This is a genomic window from Ruegeria sp. AB5 (genome assembly GCF_056542645.1).
In genome coordinates this window covers 1-18,733 of the sequence record NZ_JBQGAE010000008.1, presented here as the reverse complement: position 1 = coordinate 18,733, position 18,733 = coordinate 1, and the positions used below count along the sequence as shown (strand labels likewise).

General features: G+C 58.1%; 15 protein-coding genes and 1 tRNA gene. 2 read left to right on the top strand and 14 right to left on the bottom strand.

Annotation, left to right across the window (positions count from 1 at the left end; translation table 11 throughout):
* Positions 1-7: 7 nt before the first annotated feature.
* The 5 genes from ACR0L4_RS14495 to ACR0L4_RS14475 are packed head-to-tail and all read right to left on the bottom strand — an operon-like array spanning position 8 to position 4,498.
* A complete protein-coding gene (locus ACR0L4_RS14495; protein WP_170752503.1) occupies positions 8-1,297 on the bottom strand; it encodes a TRAP transporter large permease in 1,290 nt (429 codons plus the stop codon).
* Positions 1,298-1,885 (bottom strand): TRAP transporter small permease, encoded by a 588-nt coding sequence (locus tag ACR0L4_RS14490; RefSeq protein ID WP_480513707.1) that lies wholly within the window; start codon positions 1,883-1,885, stop codon positions 1,298-1,300.
* A gap of 53 nt (positions 1,886-1,938) precedes the next feature.
* Positions 1,939-2,454 carry a flavin reductase family protein gene (locus ACR0L4_RS14485; RefSeq protein WP_170752506.1) on the bottom strand — a complete coding sequence of 172 codons (516 nt, stop codon included), beginning with the start codon at positions 2,452-2,454 and terminating at the stop codon, positions 1,939-1,941.
* Entirely contained in the window at positions 2,454-3,344 is an 891-nt protein-coding gene (locus ACR0L4_RS14480) for an aldo/keto reductase (protein WP_480513705.1), read from the bottom strand. The genes ACR0L4_RS14485 and ACR0L4_RS14480 overlap by 1 nt, the downstream gene beginning before the upstream one ends.
* Entirely contained in the window at positions 3,344-4,498 is a 1,155-nt protein-coding gene (locus ACR0L4_RS14475; protein WP_480513703.1) for an LLM class flavin-dependent oxidoreductase, read from the bottom strand. Before ACR0L4_RS14475 ends, ACR0L4_RS14480 begins: the two co-directional genes overlap by 1 nt.
* Positions 4,499-4,605: 107 nt before the next feature.
* On the opposite strand from ACR0L4_RS14475, the gene ACR0L4_RS14470 reads away from it, so the two are divergent.
* Both ACR0L4_RS14470 and ACR0L4_RS14465 read left to right on the top strand, forming a co-directional pair.
* Entirely contained in the window at positions 4,606-5,316 is a 711-nt protein-coding gene (locus ACR0L4_RS14470) for a GntR family transcriptional regulator (RefSeq protein WP_480513701.1), read from the top strand.
* A 12-nt stretch (positions 5,317-5,328) separates the two neighbouring features.
* A complete protein-coding gene (locus tag ACR0L4_RS14465) occupies positions 5,329-6,426 on the top strand; it encodes a Gfo/Idh/MocA family protein (RefSeq protein WP_480513699.1) in 1,098 nt (365 codons plus the stop codon).
* Positions 6,427-6,434: 8 nt separating this feature from the next.
* Here ACR0L4_RS14465 and ACR0L4_RS14460 read toward each other — a convergent pair whose 3' ends face one another.
* From ACR0L4_RS14460 to ACR0L4_RS14420, 9 genes are all read right to left on the bottom strand, one after another.
* Complete coding sequence (locus ACR0L4_RS14460) at positions 6,435-9,134, bottom strand: molybdopterin-dependent oxidoreductase (RefSeq protein ID WP_480513697.1); 2,700 nt, start codon at positions 9,132-9,134, stop codon at positions 6,435-6,437.
* Complete coding sequence (nirD, locus tag ACR0L4_RS14455; RefSeq protein ID WP_170752516.1) at positions 9,134-9,466, bottom strand: nitrite reductase small subunit NirD; 333 nt, start codon at positions 9,464-9,466, stop codon at positions 9,134-9,136. Before nirD ends, ACR0L4_RS14460 begins: the two co-directional genes overlap by 1 nt.
* Positions 9,463-11,898 carry a nitrite reductase large subunit NirB gene (gene nirB, locus ACR0L4_RS14450; RefSeq protein ID WP_480513695.1) on the bottom strand — a complete coding sequence of 812 codons (2,436 nt, stop codon included), beginning with the start codon at positions 11,896-11,898 and terminating at the stop codon, positions 9,463-9,465. Before nirB ends, nirD begins: the two co-directional genes overlap by 4 nt.
* A 4-nt stretch (positions 11,899-11,902) precedes the next feature.
* Positions 11,903-13,582 (bottom strand): ABC transporter ATP-binding protein, encoded by a 1,680-nt coding sequence (locus ACR0L4_RS14445; RefSeq protein WP_170752520.1) that lies wholly within the window; start codon positions 13,580-13,582, stop codon positions 11,903-11,905.
* A 5-nt stretch (positions 13,583-13,587) separates the two neighbouring features.
* On the bottom strand, positions 13,588-14,670 hold the full coding sequence (locus tag ACR0L4_RS14440; RefSeq protein ID WP_480513692.1) for an ABC transporter permease: 1,083 nt from the start codon (positions 14,668-14,670) through the stop codon (positions 13,588-13,590).
* A 73-nt stretch (positions 14,671-14,743) separates the two neighbouring features.
* Entirely contained in the window at positions 14,744-16,108 is a 1,365-nt protein-coding gene (locus tag ACR0L4_RS14435) for a CmpA/NrtA family ABC transporter substrate-binding protein (protein WP_480513690.1), read from the bottom strand.
* Positions 16,109-16,376: 268 nt separating this feature from the next.
* Positions 16,377-17,546: an ABC transporter substrate-binding protein gene (locus ACR0L4_RS14430; protein WP_480513688.1), complete on the bottom strand. Its 1,170-nt coding sequence runs from the start codon at positions 17,544-17,546 to the stop codon at positions 16,377-16,379.
* A complete protein-coding gene (locus ACR0L4_RS14425; RefSeq protein WP_170752543.1) occupies positions 17,543-18,127 on the bottom strand; it encodes an ANTAR domain-containing protein in 585 nt (194 codons plus the stop codon). Before ACR0L4_RS14425 ends, ACR0L4_RS14430 begins: the two co-directional genes overlap by 4 nt.
* Before the next feature lie 515 nt (positions 18,128-18,642).
* Positions 18,643-18,719, bottom strand: a tRNA-Met gene (locus tag ACR0L4_RS14420).
* Positions 18,720-18,733: the final 14 nt, after the last annotated feature.

Below are 18,733 nucleotides of genomic sequence, written 5' to 3'. Positions count from 1 at the left end.
AACTCAGTTAGTTGGCAAATCCCGTTATCCTCGGGATCGTCATGGACAGTGCGGGGATATAGGTGATCAGGAAGATCACTATGATTTCAACGGCCAGAAACGGCAGGATCGCCTTGGCGATGGTCTCGACCCGTTCGCGCGATACAGCGGCGGCGACGAACAGCACCAAGCCCATTGGCGGGGTGGCGAGGCCGACGGTCAGGTTGACGCTCATGATGATGGCAAAATGGATCGGGTCGACGCCGAGGCTGGTGAAGATGGGGCCAAGGATCGGACCAAGGATGATGATCGCAGGTCCTGCATCCAGAAACATGCCGACGATGAACAGCAGCAGGTTGATCAGGAACAGCAGGATCAGAGGGTTCTCCGACAGGCTGAGGATCAGCGAGGCCAGTTGTTCCGGCGCATGGCTGAGGCTGACAACCGTCTTGAACGCCATCGCCGCGCCGACCAGCAACAGGACGACCGCCGATGTCATGCCTGCATTGCTGAGCACTTCTGGAACTTCTTTCCACGTGAGCGTGCGCAGGACAAAGAAGCCGATGATAAAGGCGTAGCCCACAGCGACGGCAGCGGCCTCGGTGGGCGTAAAGATACCGCCCAGAATACCGCCCAGAATGATGACCGGCGTCATCAGTGGAAAGAATGCCTTGAGGCTGGCCTTGCGGCGCTCGGGCCAGGTGTACTTGCGGCTGGCGACGGGGAAATCATAGCGGTCTGCCATCAGTTTGATCATGAACATCAGACCGACACCGACCATCACACCGGGCACAATCCCCGCAAGAAACAGCGCCGCAACGCTTTCGCCCATGACATAGGCATAGATGATCATAATGCCCGAAGGAGGAATGATCGGCCCGATCACCGAACTGGCCGCCGTGATCGCGGCGGCGAATTTGCGGGTATATCCCTGTTTCTCCATCGCCGGGATCAGCATCGACCCCAGCGCCGACGTGTCGGCCACGGCAGACCCCGAAAGCCCCGCAAACAGGATCGAGCTGAGGACGTTCACATGGGCCAGACCCCCGCGCAGGTGGCCCATCAGGGCCTGGCTGAATTCGACCAAGCGGATGGTGATGCCACCGCGATTCATCAGCTCTCCGGCCAGCATGAAGAAGGGGATCGCCATCAGCGGAAAGCTGTCCATGCCGTTATAGACATTCCGATACAGCAGCGTGATGTCGTTGGTTTGACCGTTCAGCCACAGCAGGATACCGGGCGCGGCCAAAAGGGCGAAAAAGACCGGCAGGCCGATCAGCAGGAAAATCAAGAAGGTGGGCAGGAACCAGATCAGCATTTATTCGGCCCCCACAGCAGCATCGGGAATTTCGGGCAGAAGGTGACCGCCACCCAATAGCGTGACGATGGACCGCAGGATCAGTTCGATATTCACCGAAATCATCAGGATGATCCCCACCAGCAGCGAAGCCATCATCCAACTGCGCGGTATGCGATACCATTCGTCGAACCCGAAAGACGTCGGCAAGTACAGCGCAGCCGTGGCAAATCTGCCGCCAAAGCCCGTGACCTCTGACCAACCGATACGGACAGCAACCATCAGGACGGCCAGTGAGACCAGCAAAAGGAACAGGTTGAGAGACAGACCCAATATGCGCGGCAAAAACCGTTGCAACATATCGATGGCAACGAAACCGCCCCGCCGAAAGGCAGTGGGGGCCATCAGGCCAGTCATCCACAACATACAAAACCGCGCGGCCTCATCCGGCCAGGGCAGTGCATTACCCAGTACATACCGGAAGAACACCTGGATCAGGATCGCGATCACCATGAGTGCAATCGCAACGACACCCACCGCGCGGCCCAATCGCAGCACGGTTTCGTTCACGAATGCAATCGGTGCCAGCACCGATGCCAGTCCGCCCATGCGGATCCTCCCTTGTTCAGTCGCGGGTATGTCCCGCGATCATCAGAACGCGCTTAGTGCTGCGCGAATTGGCCGAGTTTCCCGGCATAAAAGGTCAGCGCGTCTCCATCCGCCATGCTAACCTTAAGGACTTTCCCCACGACAATAACGTGATCGCCCGCATCGTGATACGCATGTTGTTCGCATTCGAACCGCGCCAGACAATCCGACAGCAAAGGCGTTCCGTTTTCGCAGCGCTCATGCGCAATGTCGCGCAAGGCAAAAGCATCTTTCGAGCAGCCAAAGCACAGTTCGGCCTGCTCAGACGACAGCACATGAACACTGAAATGGCGTGCCTTGTGGAAATACGGGAAGCGGCGAGAATTACGGTCGCCGGCCCACATGATCAGGGGCGGGTCCAGCGACAGCGACGAGAAGCTGTTTGCGGTGATACAGACCGGGCCGTCCGTGCTGTTGCAGGTGACGATCGTCACGCCAGTGGCAAAGCGGCCAAACGCGTCGCGCAGGGTGCGGGTGTCATCCTTATGCGGGATGAACGTATGGTTCATGTCCTTTGAGATTGCATTCATCATGGTACCTCATGGCCCAGTGCCGCCTCATAGAGGCGATACCAGCTCTCGCGATCCAGATTGACTTTCAAAGCGTCCGAGATCTGTTTGATCCGGCCCAGATTGTTGGTGCCCAGCACCGGCAGGATGCCTGCGGGATGGGCCAGAAGGAAGGCCACGGCCACCGCTGCCCTGTCCACTCCGAATTCCGCGGCGATCTCATCCGCGACCACACCGACCGGAGGGTTCCCGGCCATCAGCAGCCCGCCACCCAGCGGCGACCACGCCATCACCGGCTGCCCATGCTGTTGATGAAACGCCAGATCGCCATTGGTGAAGGGGCGGATTTCGCCCAGCGAAATTTCAATCTGGTTGGTGACCAGTTGGGTCTTCGTCGCTGATTGCAGCTGGGTCCAATCCCACGGGCGGAAGTTAGAAACGCCAACCGCGCCGACCTTGCCGCTGGCCACAACCTCGTCCAGCGCAGCGCCGGTTTCATGGTGGTCCATAAAGGGGTCAGGGCGGTGGATCAGCAGCAGGTCGATATGGTCAACCGCCATTTCGGACAGCGAGGTTTCAACCGATTTCAGGATATGCGCGCGCGACGTGTCATAATATTTGACCTTGGCATCCGCGTATCGGCCCACAGGCGCAACGATGTCGCATTTGGTCACAATCTCCATCCGTTGCCGCAGGCCGGGATTGGCGCGCAGGGCGTTGCCCAGAACCGCCTCGGCCGCGTAACCGCCATAGATATCGGCCTGATCGAATGTGGTGATGCCCTGATCCAGACAGGCCTGAATCTTTGCCTCGACATGGCGCACAGATGTGTCTTCATCATCGCCCAAGCGCCACATGCCATAGACCAGACGGCTCATTTCCAGCGTGTCGGATAGTTTTACACGTTGCATCAGCGGCGCACTCCGTTGCCCAGCGGGGTGGCCGGGGTGGTTTTGGGCACGCGTCCGTATTCCTCGGGCAGCGAGCAGGTTTTCAGGTTCGGCATCACGCGGGCGCCAAAGTGCTTGGCCTCGTCCATGTGCGGATAGCCCGAGAAGATGAAGGCGCGGATGCCCATCTTTTGGTAGTCTTCAATCTTGGACATGACCTGATCAGTTGACCCGACCAGCGCCGCCCCACAGCCCGACCGCGCGCGGCCAACGCCGGTCCAGAGACCGGGTTCGACATAGCCATATTCATCCGCCAGATCACGGTTCTTGGCCTGATGTGCCACACCCAGCGAGGTCGAATCCAGCGCCCGTTCACGAATGGCCCGGCCATATTCGTCGTCCAGCTTGGACACGATGTAATCCGCGTATTCCTGCGCCTCGGCCTCGGTATCGCGGACGATCATGTGAACGCGCAGGCCGTAATCCAGCGTCCGGTTGTAATTCTCGGCCACCGCATGAACCGCCTTCATCCGCTCGGCCAGTTGGTCCTTGGTTTCCGGCCACATCAGATAGACATCGCAATGCTCGCCACACAGATCCAGCGCTGACGGAGAATACCCGCCAAAATACAACAGCGGCCCGCCGGTTTGATAGGGCTTGGCCGGATCGGTGGTCAGGCCCGAGAAATTATAGACCTCGCCCGCGTGATTGATCTCATCCCGCGTCCAGGCCTGTTTCAGAATTTCGACAACCTCGCGTGAGCGTTGATAGCGGAAGGCGCTGTCGGCTTTCTCGCCGGGAAAATCGGATGAGATGATGTTGACCGTCAGCCGCCCCTGCAGCATGTGATCCAGCGTCGCGATGGTGCGGGCCAGCATGATGGGCTGCATCTCACCGCAGCGCACAGCGGCCAAAAGGTTGATCTTGTCGGTGATCGGCGCGCAGCCGGCGACAAAGCTCAGCGTGTCCTGACCAACCTGATAAGATGACGGGCACAGGATGTTGCGAAACCCCTGCGCCTCGGCCTCTTTCACGATGGCGGAACAATGATCCCAACTGGACCGCAGATCGCCCTCGGGCACCCCCAGAAACTGATAATCGTCCGAGCACAGCGCCGAAAACCACGAGACCTCGGCCGCGTCCAGATCGGGGGATGTGATGGGGACGATTGTCATCTGAGTCGGTCTCCGCACGGCATTTGCTTTTTCTCTTGCGTAGCAAGCGCTTTGATGTAGATCAATAGTGTATCAATTTTTCCCGCGACCAAGTGAAGCGACTGACCGTGCCCACTGCCAATCGAAACCCCAACGCACTTCCGGTGTACATCCAGATTGCGGAACTGCTGATCCGTGACATCGCGGCGGGGCGGCTGATTGATGGCGAGCGCCTGCCACCCGAACGCGAGCTGGCAGCAGAGCTGAAAGTCTCGGTCGGGACGTTGCGGAAATCGCTTGCCGAGCTTGAAAAAAAAGGAATGCTTGAGCGCGTTCAAGGCTCGGGCAACTACATCCGGGAAACCGGAACCCAGAACAGCGTTTATGCGATGTTCAGGCTTGAACTGCCTGAAGGGGGCGGCCTGCCGCGCGCGGATATCCTGTCGGTCGACCATCTGGGCAAGCCATCCAATCTGCCGCAATTCGGAGCGTCACGCCGCGGCTCACGTGTACGCCGCATGCGCTATCTGAATGATACAATCATCGCGGTCGAAGAAATCTGGCTGGACGAATCAGTTGGTCTGATCGACCAGAACCTCTTGTCCGACTCACTTTACCGCTACTACCAACACCAATTGGGGTTTTGGATCACGCGGGCTGAAGACAGGGTTTCTGTCGCATCGCTTCCGGAATGGACCCCACCGTCCTTTACCAAACGCGCAGGCCAAACGGTTGGATACATTGAACGGTATAGTTGGTCGGAAAACGCTGAACCCGTTGAATTCTCTAAAACATGGTTCGACCCGGATCGGGCGACCTATGTCCAACGTTTGAAGTAAAAGGAAACGTGCATGACCCGGACCCTCAACTATGGGCTGATCGGATGCGGCATGATGGGGCAAGAACACTTGCACAATATCGGCCTGCTGGAAGGGACACGCGTATCGGCGATTTTCGAACCTGATCCAGCAATGGCTGCGGCGGCCAAGGCAATTGCTCCAGACGCTGCAATGGTTGGCTCGGTCAAGGCGCTTCTCGCGGTCGAGGATTTGGATTGCATCATCATAGCAAGCCCAAATCACCTGCATGTAGACCAGATCTGCCAAGTGGCAGAGACGCGGCCACTACCGCTGTTGGTGGAAAAACCGTTGTGTACCGACCCGCAGGATGTGGCTCGGTTGGCCCGGATCGAGCGCGACTACCCCTGCCCGATCTGGATTGCAATGGAGTACCGATACATGCCGCCCATTGCCGCTTTGATCGACAAGGCCAATGCGACCGGCGGTGTAAAGATGCTGTCTATCCGAGAGCACCGTTTTCCGTTTCTGCAAAAGGTTGGGAACTGGAACCGGTTCAATCAAAATACCGGCGGTACCTTCGTCGAAAAGTGCTGCCACTTCTTCGATCTCATGCGCTTGATCCTTCAGTCCAACCCTGTGCGCATAACGGCAAGCGGTGGACAGGCCGTCAACCATCTGGATGAAGTGTACCAAGGCGAAACCCCGGACATACTGGACCACGGGTATGTCATCGTCGATTTCGCCTCGGGCGCGCGCGCAATGTTGGAGCTTTGCATGTTTGCCGAAGGCTCTCGCTATCAGGAAGAGATATCGGCCGTCGGCCCCGACGCCAAAATTGAGGCGCTGGTCCCCGGGCCGGGACGCTTTTGGCCGGATCATCTGGGCGAACCACCGCTACCGCAGGTGATCCTGAGCCCGCGCAATCCCAAAGGACCAATGACAATGGACGTCCCTGTTGACGCTGCCCTGTTGGCTGCGGGCGATCACAATGGGTCAACCTACTATCAGCACGAAGGGTTTCTTGCGATGCTCCGTGGCCAAAAGGCCAAACCTGACGTGAGTTTGAAGGACGGTCTTTGGGCCGTCAGAATGGGACAAGCAGCACAACAGGCGATAGTTTCCGGCGAAACTGTTCACCTGATCGACTGACCGGGATGTCAAGCGAGGTCAGGTTCTGTTGCAGAGTTTGAACGCACCTGCGCGACCCGGTTCTGCATGCAATCCTCGGACGTCGCTTTCGCCCCTGACGAATGCGCATTGATCAAAGTGGCAATCTCGGGTCGGCATGACCCACAGTTCGTACCAGCGTGAAGGGCGGCTCCGATTTCGTTCACGTCTGTCAACTGTTCGTCTTGAATTGCCCGGACAATGGATTTTACCCCAACCCCGAAGCATGAACAGATTATTGGTCCGCAATCCTCGATATCTGCGGATGTCCGACCGGACAAAACCTGTTGAAATTCGCCCTCGGGCAAAGTTGCCAGGTATTCTCGCATGAGCCTGATGGGTTCACGGGAAACAAAGAGCGCCGCCAACACGCGCTGGCCTTCTGAAAATGCAATTCGGAATGACCCACGCTTTGCATCTTTGACCGACGTGGCTGCCGCATTGGGTAAGCCGAACCAGTCTCGGGCGGCGCGTTCCCAATCGTCGAGGATGTTGTAGCCCGCCAATTCCGTCTTGTAGCCGTTTGCCGTTTTGGCCGTAGCCCAGTACGCTGCCTTGGGTGACATGGATACGCCAGATACTGCGAACCCATACCAGGCAGCATTCATACGTCTGACAGAGACAGCCGTTGCCTTGCTCTCGGGTTGTCCCGAGATTGGGTCAGTTTCGCTTGGAACAAGCGCATCGGCACGGGCGGCCGGGGCCGTTTCACCGGTCCAGTGAATTGGCACAAACACCTGGCCAGGTGCCACGGCGTCGGTGATGTGAAGGCGATAGATACCGTTTCCAACAGAGCTGCCGATCTCGACCAAATCAGCGGAAACGAGGCCCAGACGACGCGCATCATTGGGGTTCACATCGACATAGGGCTCTGCGAGATGGCTCGACAGACGGGGCGACAGGCCAGACCGGGTCATAGTGTGCCACTGATCCCGATTTCGCCCCGTGTTCAAAAGAAATGGATATTGCGCCGATGTTTCCGCTTTCAGCGGCGTATGGGTTACCGGAACAAAACGCGCCTTGTGGTCGGGGTGAAAAAACTGCCCATCGCCGAAGAACCGCCCGTCTGCAGTGCGCGATACCATTGGCCAACGTGTCGGGCTGAGCCCTTCATAACCTTCGTCATCGAGGTCAGAAAAGTCTGAAATATCGAAGTCTTTGCCAAAGGATCTGGCTATCGAAGACATCGTTGCATATTCGCGAAAAATCTGCGCCGGAGATTCATAGCTGAAAGCCTTCGTCCAGCCCATCCGACGCCCCACTTCGGCAAGAATATCCCAATCCGCCCGCGCTTGTCCTGGCGGTGTCAAAACCGCGCGTTGTCGACTTATTGTGCGGTCCGAATTGGTTACCGTGCCGCTTTTCTCCGCCCACCCTGCTGCGGGCAGCACCACATCTGCAACCCTTGCAGTATCGGTTCGATCGGTAACATCACTGACCACGGTGAAGGGGCAATGCTCAATCGCTGCTCGGACTCGATCAGCGTCCGGCATCGTTGCGGCAGGGTTTGTATGAACAACCCAAAGCGCCTTGATCTGGTCGGTCTCAATCGCACGAAATAGATCGACCGCTTTTAAACCTTGTTTCTGTGGAATGGCCGGGGCATCCCAGAACCGACGCACCGCATCGCGATGGTCTGCATTTTCGATGTCCAAATGGCACGCGAGTGTGTTGGCAAGTCCGCCGACCTCTCTTCCGCCCATTGCGTTGGGTTGGCCCGTTACCGAAAACGGCCCCATGCCTGCACGCCCGATCCGACCGGTTGCCAGATGACAATTCAGAATTGCGTTTACCTTGTCCGTCCCGCTTGATGACTGGTTCACACCCTGACTGAAAACGGTAACGACTCGCTCGGAACGCAGCCAAAGATTACAGAACGCTTTGATTTCGGAAGGATCAAGGCCCGTTACAGCCTCATCGTCCTGTTGGGCCGCGTTCAGGGTTTCCGAGAATCCAACTGTGTGCGTGAGGAAGTCCGGCGCGACCCGCCCCTTTTCGTGGATTCTTTTCAGCAAACCGTTGAACAGGGCAACGTCACTGCCGGGGTTTAGCGCCAGGTGAAGATCGGCCTGATCGCAGCTTGCGGTTCGACGGGGATCGACAACGATGATTCTGGTGCCACGTGCCTGTCGCGCAGCCAGAATCCGCTGGTAGAGAACGGGATGACACCACGCGAGGTTCGACCCGACCAGAACAACCAGATCAGCCTGATCTAGATCCTCGTAGGTTCCCGGCACAGTATCTGTTCCAAAGGCGCGCTTATGCCCCGCGACGGTGGATGCCATGCAAAGTCTGGAATTGGTGTCGATATTGGCAGACCCGATGAAACCTTTCATCAGCTTGTTGGCGACATAGTAGTCTTCGGTGAGCAATTGCCCGGAGACATAGAATGCCACGCTGTCTGGACCATGTTTGGCTATGGTGGACGAAAACCGATCTGCGACCAACTGCAACGCCTCGTCCCATTTAGCGTTCCGTCCAAACACACGAGGAGCCAGCAAGCGATGGTCCAGCCCAACAGTTTCTCCCAAAGACAATCCCTTGGAACACAAGCGACCGTAGTTTGCCGGATGGTCGGGATCACCGTCGACGGTTAACCCGCCTGCACCGTCGGGGCGCAGCAGGACACCGCAGCCAACCCCGCAATATGCACAGGTCGAACGGACCTCGGGCAGGCCGGTTCCGTCCATCAGGCCGCACTCCGTCGGGTCACGGCGCTGTCGTCCAGCAGAATACGACCGTCTTCAAGACGCACAGAATATGTGGTGATCCGGCCATCATCTGCGCCTTTTGCTTCACCTGTATTCAGGTCAAAGACCCAGTTGTGCAGCGGGCAAGTGACCGACTGGCCGTGCACGATACCTTCGGACAAAGGCCCACCCTTGTGCGGGCAGCTATTGGTCGCCGCAAACACCTCGGCCTCTGCCGTGCGGAACACGGCAATACAACCGATATGAGTTTTCACCAACCGAGCCCCACGCAACGGCACCTCGTCGATATGTCCGATGTCGATCCAGCTCATTCCGCGGCCTCCAATGTGAAATCTGCAATCGGCGCGTAGGTCCGCGCTTTTTCTTTGACGTGTTCGGCCCACGGGTCTTTGCGGTAGATGCATTGCGACAGTTCGAACCGGGCGACCAAAGCAGCGCGGTTTTCAAGATCGTCCACGACCTGAGCTTTGACCCAGTCCATGCCAACCTTGCCCAACCATTTATACAGGCGATCCAGATACTTGCCGCCCTCGCGGTAGGCTTGGGTGACGGCCATCACGACCTCGATCGCCTCGTCTTCGGTGGGGACTTGGCACAACAGTTGGGTCTCTTTCACATCCATACCAGCGGCACCGCCGATGCTGATCTGAAAGCCCGAATCCACGCAGACGACGCCAATATCCTTGCACGTCGCCTCGGCGCAGTTGCGCGGGCACCCGGATACGGCCAGCTTCAGCTTGTGCGGCGTCCACGACCCCCACAGGATTTTCTCCAGCTTGATCCCCAGCCCGGTGCTGTCTTGTGTGCCAAACCGGCAATGATCCGTGCCGACGCAGGTTTTGACCGTGCGCAGACCCTTGGAATAAGCGTGGCCCGAGACCAGACCGGCCTTGTTCAGATCCGACCAGATCGCAGGCAGGTCCTCACCCTTTACGCCCAGCAGGTCGATGCGCTGACCGCCAGTGACTTTGACGGTTGGCACGTTGTACTTGTCGGCAGCATTGGCAATGGCGCGCAGCTCTTCGGGTGTGGTGATCCCTCCCCACATGCGGGGCACGACACTGAATGTGCCGTCCTTTTGGATGTTCGCGTGCTTGCGTTCATTGACGAAGCGGCTTTGCGGGTCGTCTTGATACTCAAGCGGCCAATCCGCCAGCAGGTAATAGTTGATCGCCGGGCGGCACACATGGCAGCCGTTGGGCGTGGTCCAGCCGAGTTCCTGCCAGACAGCGGCCTGGCTTTTCAATTCCTGCCCCTTGATCAAACGACGCACATCTTCGTGCGTCAGATCGGTGCAACCGCAGATCGGTTGCGCGGCCGGTATTTGGAAGTCGTCGCCCAGAGTAACCTGCAATACCTGTTCGACCAGCCCGGTGCATGTCCCGCAGGAAGCACTGGCCTTGGTGCATGCACGCACTGCGCCCAAATCATTGGCCCCTGTGTTGATCGCCTCAATGATATCTCCCTTGCATACGCCGTTGCAGCCGCAAATCTCCGCCTCAGGCGGCAATGCTACAACGGCTGAGAGAGGGTCCACGGTGTCGCCCCCCTGATAGGCCGGGCCGAAGATCAGCGTCTCACGCATGTCTTCGATGCTGGTGCCGTCCTTGATCAGGCCAAAGAACCAGCTGCCATCGGCGGTGTCGCCATACATGACTGCGCCAATCAACCGATCCTCTTCGATTACGAGGCGCTTGTAGACGCCGCGCGAAGGGTCGCGAAAGACGATGTCTTCACGCCCCGGCCCGTCAGCGAAATCGCCGGCACTGAACAGATCGCAGCCCGTGACCTTCAGCTTGGTCGAGAGGGTTTTCTGCGCGAATGCGGCGTCTTCGCCCAACAGCGCCTGCGCCGCCACTTTCGCCTGATCATAAAGCGGCGCGACAAGGCCAAAGACCGCCCCGTCATGTTCCACGCATTCGCCGACAGCATAGACACCCGGGTCCGAGGTCAACATCTGATCATCCACATGGATACCACGCCCGGTGGCCAGCCCGGCCGCTTGCGCAAGCGCCGTGTTAGGGCGGATACCTACCGCCATAACCAGCAGGTCACAGGGCAGCTCGGTCCCGTCATCCAACAGCAGTGCGCGGACCTTGCCATCTTGCCCCAGAACTTCCTTGGAATTCGCCTGCAGGCAGATCTTGATGCCTTTGCCTTCCAGCGATTTCTTCAGCAGATAGCCTGCGGCCTCGTCCAGTTGACGCTCCATCAGGTGGCCCATTATGTGGACGACGGTGACGTCAACACCATGCGCGGCCATCCCCGCAGCGGCCTCGAGCCCCAGCAAACCGCCACCGATCACGACGACTTTGTTGTCCGGCCCCATGCCCATCATCTGTTGCGTATCTTCGAGATCGCGATAAGCGATCACACCATCCAGACCATGCCCCGGCAAAGGGATGATGAACGGGTTCGACCCCGTCGCGATGACCAGCTTGTCATAGGGCACATGCCCGTTCGCGCCTTCGACCACCTTCATCTCGCGGTCGATCTTTTCGACCGTCTCGCCAAACCGGCAGGCGATGCCGCGCTCGGTGTACCAAGCGTCGTCATGGGTGACAATCTCGTCATAGGTCTTTTCACCCGAAAGAACCGGGCTGAGCATGATGCGGTTATAGTTCCCACGCGGTTCGGCGTTGAAAAGGGTGATATCGAACGCGTCCGGGGCAGCGTCAGTCAGATGCTCCAGCACCCGACCCGAGGCCATCCCAGCGCCGATCACAACAAGTCTTTGTTTCATGGTTTCACTCCGCTGCAATCGCCTTTGGGGTGGGCGATTTCGGCTTGGCGCCGTGTTCGTATTCTTCAAGGAAGTCGAGAACTTCCTGCCGGTAGGCGTAATAATCCGGGTGCTCCAACAGAGCCTTGCGTGTCCTTGGGCGCGGCAGATCGACCTTGGTGATCTTGCCGATGGTCGCTTGTGGGCCGTTGGTCATCATCACCACCCGGTCGGCCAGCAGGATCGCCTCATCCACGTCATGGGTCACGCAGATCGCGGTCACCTTGGTGCGGGACCAGACCTCCATCAGAACCTCCTGCAACTCCCAGCGCGTCAGGCTGTCGAGCATCCCGAAAGGCTCATCCAGCAGCAAAAGTTTGGGTGACAGGGCAAAGGCGCGCGCGATACCGACGCGCTGTTTCATGCCGTTCGACAGGTCCGAGGCGGATTTGTCCATCGCATCGGCCAGGCCTACGCGCTCCAGATAATATTCAACGACATCCTGCCGCTCGGACATGCTGGCCTTGGGATAGACCTTGTCGACGCCAATCGCGACGTTCTCTTTGGCGGTGAGCCACGGGAACAGGTTGGGCGACTGAAACACCACCGCACGTTCGGGATCCGCGCCTTCGACATGGCGGCCATCCAGCTTGATCGCGCCTTTCGAGATGTCGTTCAGCCCGGCAGCCATTGTCAGAACCGTTGATTTGCCACAGCCGGAATGGCCGATCAGCGAGATGAATTCGCCCTTATCGATCTTCAGGTCAAAATCCTCAACCACAGTCAGCGGGCCTTTGGGCGTCGGATACACCTTGTGCAATTGCGAAAAGTCGAGGAACCGGTTTTCGATCATCCCCTTCTGTGCGTCGGCCACCGCAGTGGGTACGCCATGGATCGGCGTGACATCGGGCAGAATACGCGAGCCTTCGACCTTAGCCTCGATCCCCACATCCATCAGGTATTTGGTGACGTCGGCGCGCAGGCGTTTGAAGACCTCATCGTTGTTCATTGCGCCCCGGTCACGCGGTCGCGGGATCGACACAGGGAACTCCTGCCCCAGCGTCCCATCCGGGTTCAGCGCAATGATACGGTCGGCCAGAATGATTGCTTCATCCACGTCGTTGGTGATCAGCACACAGGTCTTCTTGTCGGCCTCCCAGATGTGTTCGATCTCATCCGCCAGATTGGCGCGGGTCAAAGCGTCGAGCGCGGACAGAGGCTCATCCAGCAGCAGAACTTCGGGGTTCATCGACAGCGCCCGCGCCACGTTGACTCGCTGACGCATCCCGCCGGACAGTTCCGCCGGGCGGCGCGTCGCGGCATGGCTGAGACCCACCATCTGCACGTAACGCGCAACCTTCTCGGCCTTCTCCGCCTTGTTGAGGCTGGGAAAGACCGTATCAACCGCCAGCCCTACGTTACCGCTGACCGTCAGCCAGGGCATCAGCGAGTAGTTTTGAAAGATCACCCCGCGCTCCGGGCCGGGGCCCTTGATCGGGGCGCCTTTGAACGTGACCTCACCGCTGGTCGGACTATCAAGACCGGCCATCAGGTTGATCAGGGTCGTCTTACCGGTACCCGAGAATCCGAGGATCACCAGAAACTCGCCCTCTTGCACGTCCAGATCGATGCCATTCAGCACATCCGCGCGCGCGGTGCCTTCGCCAAAGGATTTAGAGGCGTTTTTAAAGCTTAGTATGCTCATCGCGCTCACCGGTTATTCGTGAAAGTGAAGAGGGATTGCAGCGCGTACATCACCCGGTCCAGCAGGAAGCCGATGATGCCGATGGTAAAGACAGCAACCATGATCTTGGCCAAGGAACTGGAGGAGCCGTTCTGGAACTCATCCCAGACAAACTTGCCCAAACCCGGGTTTTGCGCCAGCATTTCCGCGGCGATCAGGACCATCCAGCCAACACCAAGCGACAGGCGCAGACCGGTGAAGATCAACGGCAAGGCCGAAGGCAGCACCAGCTTGGTGATCTTGGTATAGGTGTTCATTTTCAGAACCTTGGAGACGTTCACCAAATCCTTGTCGATCGACGCCACACCCAGCGCCGTGTTAATCAATGTGGGCCACAGCGAACACAAAGTTACGGTGATGGCCGAGATCAGGAAGGACTTCGCAAACCAGCCGTCGTTGGTGACGTAAACGGCCGAGACGATCATGGTTACGATCGGCAACCAGGCCAGAGGCGAGACCGGTTTGAAGATCTGGATCAGCGGGTTCAGCGCCGCATTTGCTGTCGGAGACAGGCCCGCCGCGATGCCCAGCGGGACCGCAATAACGGTGGCGATCAGAAACCCAAAAAACACGGTTTTGATTGAGGTCCAGATTTGCTGGTAATAGGTCGGAGCACCGGTGAAGGCAACGTCTTTCACTTTCTCCGGCTGTCCGGCATCAATGAACTTTTGATTGCGCGTCTCGACCATTGCCTCGAACTTGGCGCGTTTTGCCGCTTTGGCCTTGGCATCCTCGTTCAGGCTGACCATTTCCGCCCAAACCTGCGTCGGCCCCGGAACCGCGCCGAGAGAGGTTTGCACCTTGGGTGCCAGCGTACCCCACAGCAGCAGGAAGGCGAAGATCGACAGAAGGGGAACGATCAGCAAGCGCCAGATCTCGACCATCTGGGCGCGTGGGTTGTCCCCTGCGGCGGCTTTCAGGACGGGCGTGGCCCAGCTGAGACCCAGAACCTGGAACCACTTATCGGCTGCGTTGATGCGAGTGAAAAGGCGGGCGCGGCGTGCCTCTTGGGCGGGGTCTGCGTTGAATTCGGGATCGACCGTTGTCATCTGATGTGTCCTTGCGATGGCGGGGCACTTTGGGGTCCGCGCCCGACGAAGGCCGGGCGCGGCGTTTGGGGGGTTAGCCTTGTACGTCGGAACCGACGATCTTCTGCTCGCCCTTCAGCCCGATGGACAGGCTTTCGAGATAGGCGTTTGGCGTGCGGCCGTCATAGGCGATACCGTCGATGATATCTTCGGCCGGGGTTGGGGCTTTGTAGCCGTCGCTGTCCCAAGGGAAATCAGCCTCGTTCGCCAGCCCTTCGTCAACCAGCAGACGCGCGGCTTCGAGGTAGATCTCGGGCTTGTAGACCGACTTGGCCACTTCGTCATACCAGCTGTCCGGCTTGGCCTCGGCGATCTGACCCCAGCGGCGCATCTGGGTCAGGTACCAAACGGCGTCCGAGTAGAACGGATAGGTCGCGTTGTAGCGGAAGAACACATTAAAATCGGGAACCTCGCGCTTGTCGCCTTTCTCGTATTCAAAGGTACCGGTCATCGAGTTGGCGATGACGTCATAATCCGCGCCCACATATTCCGCGCGACTCAGGATTTCGACCGCTTCCGGGCGGTTGGCGTTGTCATTTTCATCCAACCACTGCGCCGCGCGGATCAGCGCTTTGGTCACTGCCAGAGTGGTGTTCGGAAATTCCTCGGCAAACTCGGCTGTGATACCAAAGACCTTTTCAGGGTTGTTCTTCCAAAGCTCATAATCGGTGATGACCGGTACACCGATACCCTTGAACACGGCCTGCTGGTTCCACGGCTCGCCCACGCAGTAACCATAGATCGTACCGGCCTCCAACGTGGCCGGCATCTGCGGCGGAGGCGTCACCGACAGGAACACATCCGCGCCGATCTGACCGGTAACGTTTTCGGGGCTGTAGAATCCCGGATGCAACCCGCCCGCCGCCAGCCAATAGCGCAGTTCATAATTGTGCGTCGAAACGGGGAAAACCATGCCCATGTTAAAGGGCTTGCCTTCGGATTTGTACTTCTCAACAACCGGTGCCAGAGCCTCGGCGCTGATCGGATGCTGTGGGCGGCCATCATCCATCACCGGGATGTTCGGCTTCATCTCTTCCCAGATCTCGTTAGAGACGGTGATGCCATTGCCGTTCAGATCCATCGAAAATGGCGTGATGATATGGGCTTCGGTTCCGTACCCGATGGTCGCGGCCAAAGGCTGTCCGGCCAGCATATGCGCCCCATCCAACTGCCCGCCGATCACACCATCCAACAAAACCTTCCAATTGGCTTGAGCTTCCAATGTGACAAACAGACCTTCGTCCAGAAAATACCCCTGCTCGTACGCCACCGCGAGCGGCGCCATGTCAGTCAATTTGATAAAGCCAAAGGTCAACTCGTCTTTTTCCAGCTCCAGCTCAGCCAATGCCGGAGACACAAGCGCCGTAGTCGCCGCCAGACTCAGAAGTAGGTTTTTCATCGCGTTCCCTTTCGGTAAAGCCCAACCCGTTGGGCAAACAAAAAAGCCGCCGACACACACCGCCGGGAGGAGTTGGCGGTTGGTCGAGCGGCTTTGCTCTTGCTTAGTGCCCTGATGCGGGCGAATTCCGTCAGCGGGCGTCGTTGCCCGTCGATGGATTTATTAAGGCAGTTGCGTTTCCGGGCGTCATCCGTTTTAGCGATGTCGGCGCCAAGTTTTCCGCATTGCAGCGTAATTCAATGCTGCAATGCGGAAATTTTAGGCAACATCACCCCGTCGGCTCGAAAATGCGCCGGTCGAAAAACACGTTCTGAGGCAGAATCAGACTGCCATTGACCGACGCTGCAGCCGTTGACTCGGCCAAAGCGCCTTCCAGTTTTTCGGATGCACCAGGAGTTTCGACGCCCAGCCCCTGCAATTCGCGGCGATAGAGATCGCTGCGAAACACTTTTGCGGCCTGACGTTCAGCAGTACCAATGTCCAGCCCGTTGCGAATTGCGAGTTGATGCGCGATCCATTTTGCCTGACTACGCCATGGAAAGGTGGCGGCTCCTTCGAAAAACTCGACAAACCCATCAACATGGCGATGCTCTCCACGCGCGGAGATCCCGAATTGTCCCAGAAGGGCACGGTCGATCAATTCGGCAGAAACACCTAGATAGGTTTTGCGCGACAGCATCTCGGATGCGGTTGTCCGGCTTTCCGGATTGGAAAGCCACCGCCCCGCGCGCCAGACCGCCCGCATGAGGCTGCCTAAAAGGTGCGGCTCGGTTTCTGCCCAGTCGTTTCGGACGGCCAGAACCTTTTCCGGTGCGCAGGTCCATATCGCCCGGCCCGGCAGCAGCAACGTGCCAACATTGTCGTCTACGGCGAAGGACCCCCAAGGCTCGCCCACACAAAACGCATCAATCTCGCCGCTGGCCAGAGCCTGCGCCATCAATGGTGGCGGCACGGTGCGGATTTCGACTTTTTTCGATGCAAGTCCGGTTCCAGCAACCCAATAGCGCAATAGTTCGACATGCATCGAAAATGGAAAGGGCACACCAAAGACAAGAACATCACCCGCAGCCATTGCTAACGCAGTCCCTGCACCCCTGGCATCTGCAAAGTCAAATTCATATCCCAGATTGGTTAGACGTCCCGCCAGTTTGGTCCCAACACCTATCACGTTGCCATTCAGCGACAAAACAGAGACCGCAGAAAGCGGCGTCGCAATGCCGCCCAATCCCAAGGCCATCGCCACAGGGACAGGCGACAACAGATGTGCCGCGTCAACATGACCAAAAGCCAGCATATCGCGCAGAGATGACCAAGACGGGGCCGGGCGCAGGTCGAGCGAGACGCCTTCGGCATGATCAAACCCCATCTCGCGCGCGACGATCAAAGGTGCTGCATCAACCAAAGGCATATAGGCCACGGGCAGGGTTACCGTTCTCATGACAACAACCCCGAAGCTGTCACCAAGGCCTCGGCCACGTCAGCCACGCGTCGGTTCTGGTTCATCGCGGTTTTACGCAACAGGGCGTAGGCCTCATCCTCCTGCAGACCTTTCGCCTTCATTATAAGGCCCTTGGCTCGATCGATCAGCTTGCGCTCTTCCAGTGCGCGGCGCGTTTCTTCCAATTCAACACGCATCTGGCGTAGCATCTGAAACCGAGCGATAGCCGTATCTATGACGGGTTTGACGCGATCGGCCTGAAGGCCATCCACGACATATGCCGATACACCAGCTTCTACGGCCGCCTTGGCCAATCCACCTGCTGCGCCTGATACAAACATTGCAACGGGCCGTTCCATCGGGCCGGATGCAACCGTCAATTCTTCCAGCATATCGCGGGATGGGTTGTCGATATCGATCAGAACAATATCCGGGCTGTGCGTCGCAATCTTGCGCGCCAGTCCCGAGACGCTGCCAATGACAAAGACATCGACGTCTCCGGACTCTTTCAAGGCGTCGACAATTGCAAATGCGCGATCTTGGTTCTGCTCTACGACAACGACAGTAAGGTTATGACTCATGCAGACTCAGCTGGGCCCGGGGAAAGCCGTCCACAACTGGAAAGTCTTCGAAACGGTCAACGAACAACAGATTTGCTTAAATAGCTGGCGCTTTGACGCGCTGTGCAGAACGATTGCGCAGTTCTAATTGCTACCGGACACTGCGCGATACAACGTGTACTGGTCTCTTGGCATAGTTCGCCTCTAAACGGGATTGATACCGTACCATTGACCGATCCACATTCAGGGAGACGCGCCCGACACAAGCTCACCTGTTGCCATGGCACTTTTGTGAGATCACGCCGCCAGACATCGCATTGTCGACTCCCAGGTTATTGATCTGATTATGTGAGATCTAGTTTCAAACGGTCGGGTGGAGTGTTTGTAGATCGAACGTGCTGTGCGGGTATTGGTTGCGGGAGTAGGATTTGAACCTACGACCTTCAGGTTATGAGCCTGACGAGGTGAAGACGTCAAGCAATTGATCCAGTGGATCAATTGTAGTCTGAACGGGCTGTACTGAGATTTTCTGACGCTGGTTGCGGGAGTAGGATTTGAACCTACGACCTTCAGGTTATGAGCCTGACGAGCTACCGGGCTGCTCCATCCCGCGTCAGAGTCAGATTT

Coding starts and splice junctions, on each gene's coding strand:
- ACR0L4_RS14475 (WP_480513703.1), bottom strand. CDS start 4,498: ATGACAATCGTCCCCATCACATCCCCCGATCTGGACGCGGCCGAGGTC.
- ACR0L4_RS14425 (WP_170752543.1), bottom strand. CDS start 18,127: ATGAGTCATAACCTTACTGTCGTTGTCGTAGAGCAGAACCAAGATCGC.
- ACR0L4_RS14445 (WP_170752520.1), bottom strand. CDS start 13,582: ATGAGCATACTAAGCTTTAAAAACGCCTCTAAATCCTTTGGCGAAGGC.
- ACR0L4_RS14435 (WP_480513690.1), bottom strand. CDS start 16,108: ATGAAAAACCTACTTCTGAGTCTGGCGGCGACTACGGCGCTTGTGTCT.
- ACR0L4_RS14465 (WP_480513699.1), top strand. CDS start 5,329: ATGACCCGGACCCTCAACTATGGGCTGATCGGATGCGGCATGATGGGG.
- ACR0L4_RS14490 (WP_480513707.1), bottom strand. CDS start 1,885: ATGGGCGGACTGGCATCGGTGCTGGCACCGATTGCATTCGTGAACGAA.
- ACR0L4_RS14495 (WP_170752503.1), bottom strand. CDS start 1,297: ATGCTGATCTGGTTCCTGCCCACCTTCTTGATTTTCCTGCTGATCGGC.
- ACR0L4_RS14485 (WP_170752506.1), bottom strand. CDS start 2,454: ATGAATGCAATCTCAAAGGACATGAACCATACGTTCATCCCGCATAAG.
- nirB (WP_480513695.1), bottom strand. CDS start 11,898: ATGAAACAAAGACTTGTTGTGATCGGCGCTGGGATGGCCTCGGGTCGG.
- ACR0L4_RS14430 (WP_480513688.1), bottom strand. CDS start 17,546: ATGAGAACGGTAACCCTGCCCGTGGCCTATATGCCTTTGGTTGATGCA.
- ACR0L4_RS14480 (WP_480513705.1), bottom strand. CDS start 3,344: ATGCAACGTGTAAAACTATCCGACACGCTGGAAATGAGCCGTCTGGTC.
- nirD (WP_170752516.1), bottom strand. CDS start 9,466: ATGAGCTGGATCGACATCGGACATATCGACGAGGTGCCGTTGCGTGGG.
- ACR0L4_RS14460 (WP_480513697.1), bottom strand. CDS start 9,134: ATGGACGGAACCGGCCTGCCCGAGGTCCGTTCGACCTGTGCATATTGC.
- ACR0L4_RS14440 (WP_480513692.1), bottom strand. CDS start 14,670: ATGACAACGGTCGATCCCGAATTCAACGCAGACCCCGCCCAAGAGGCA.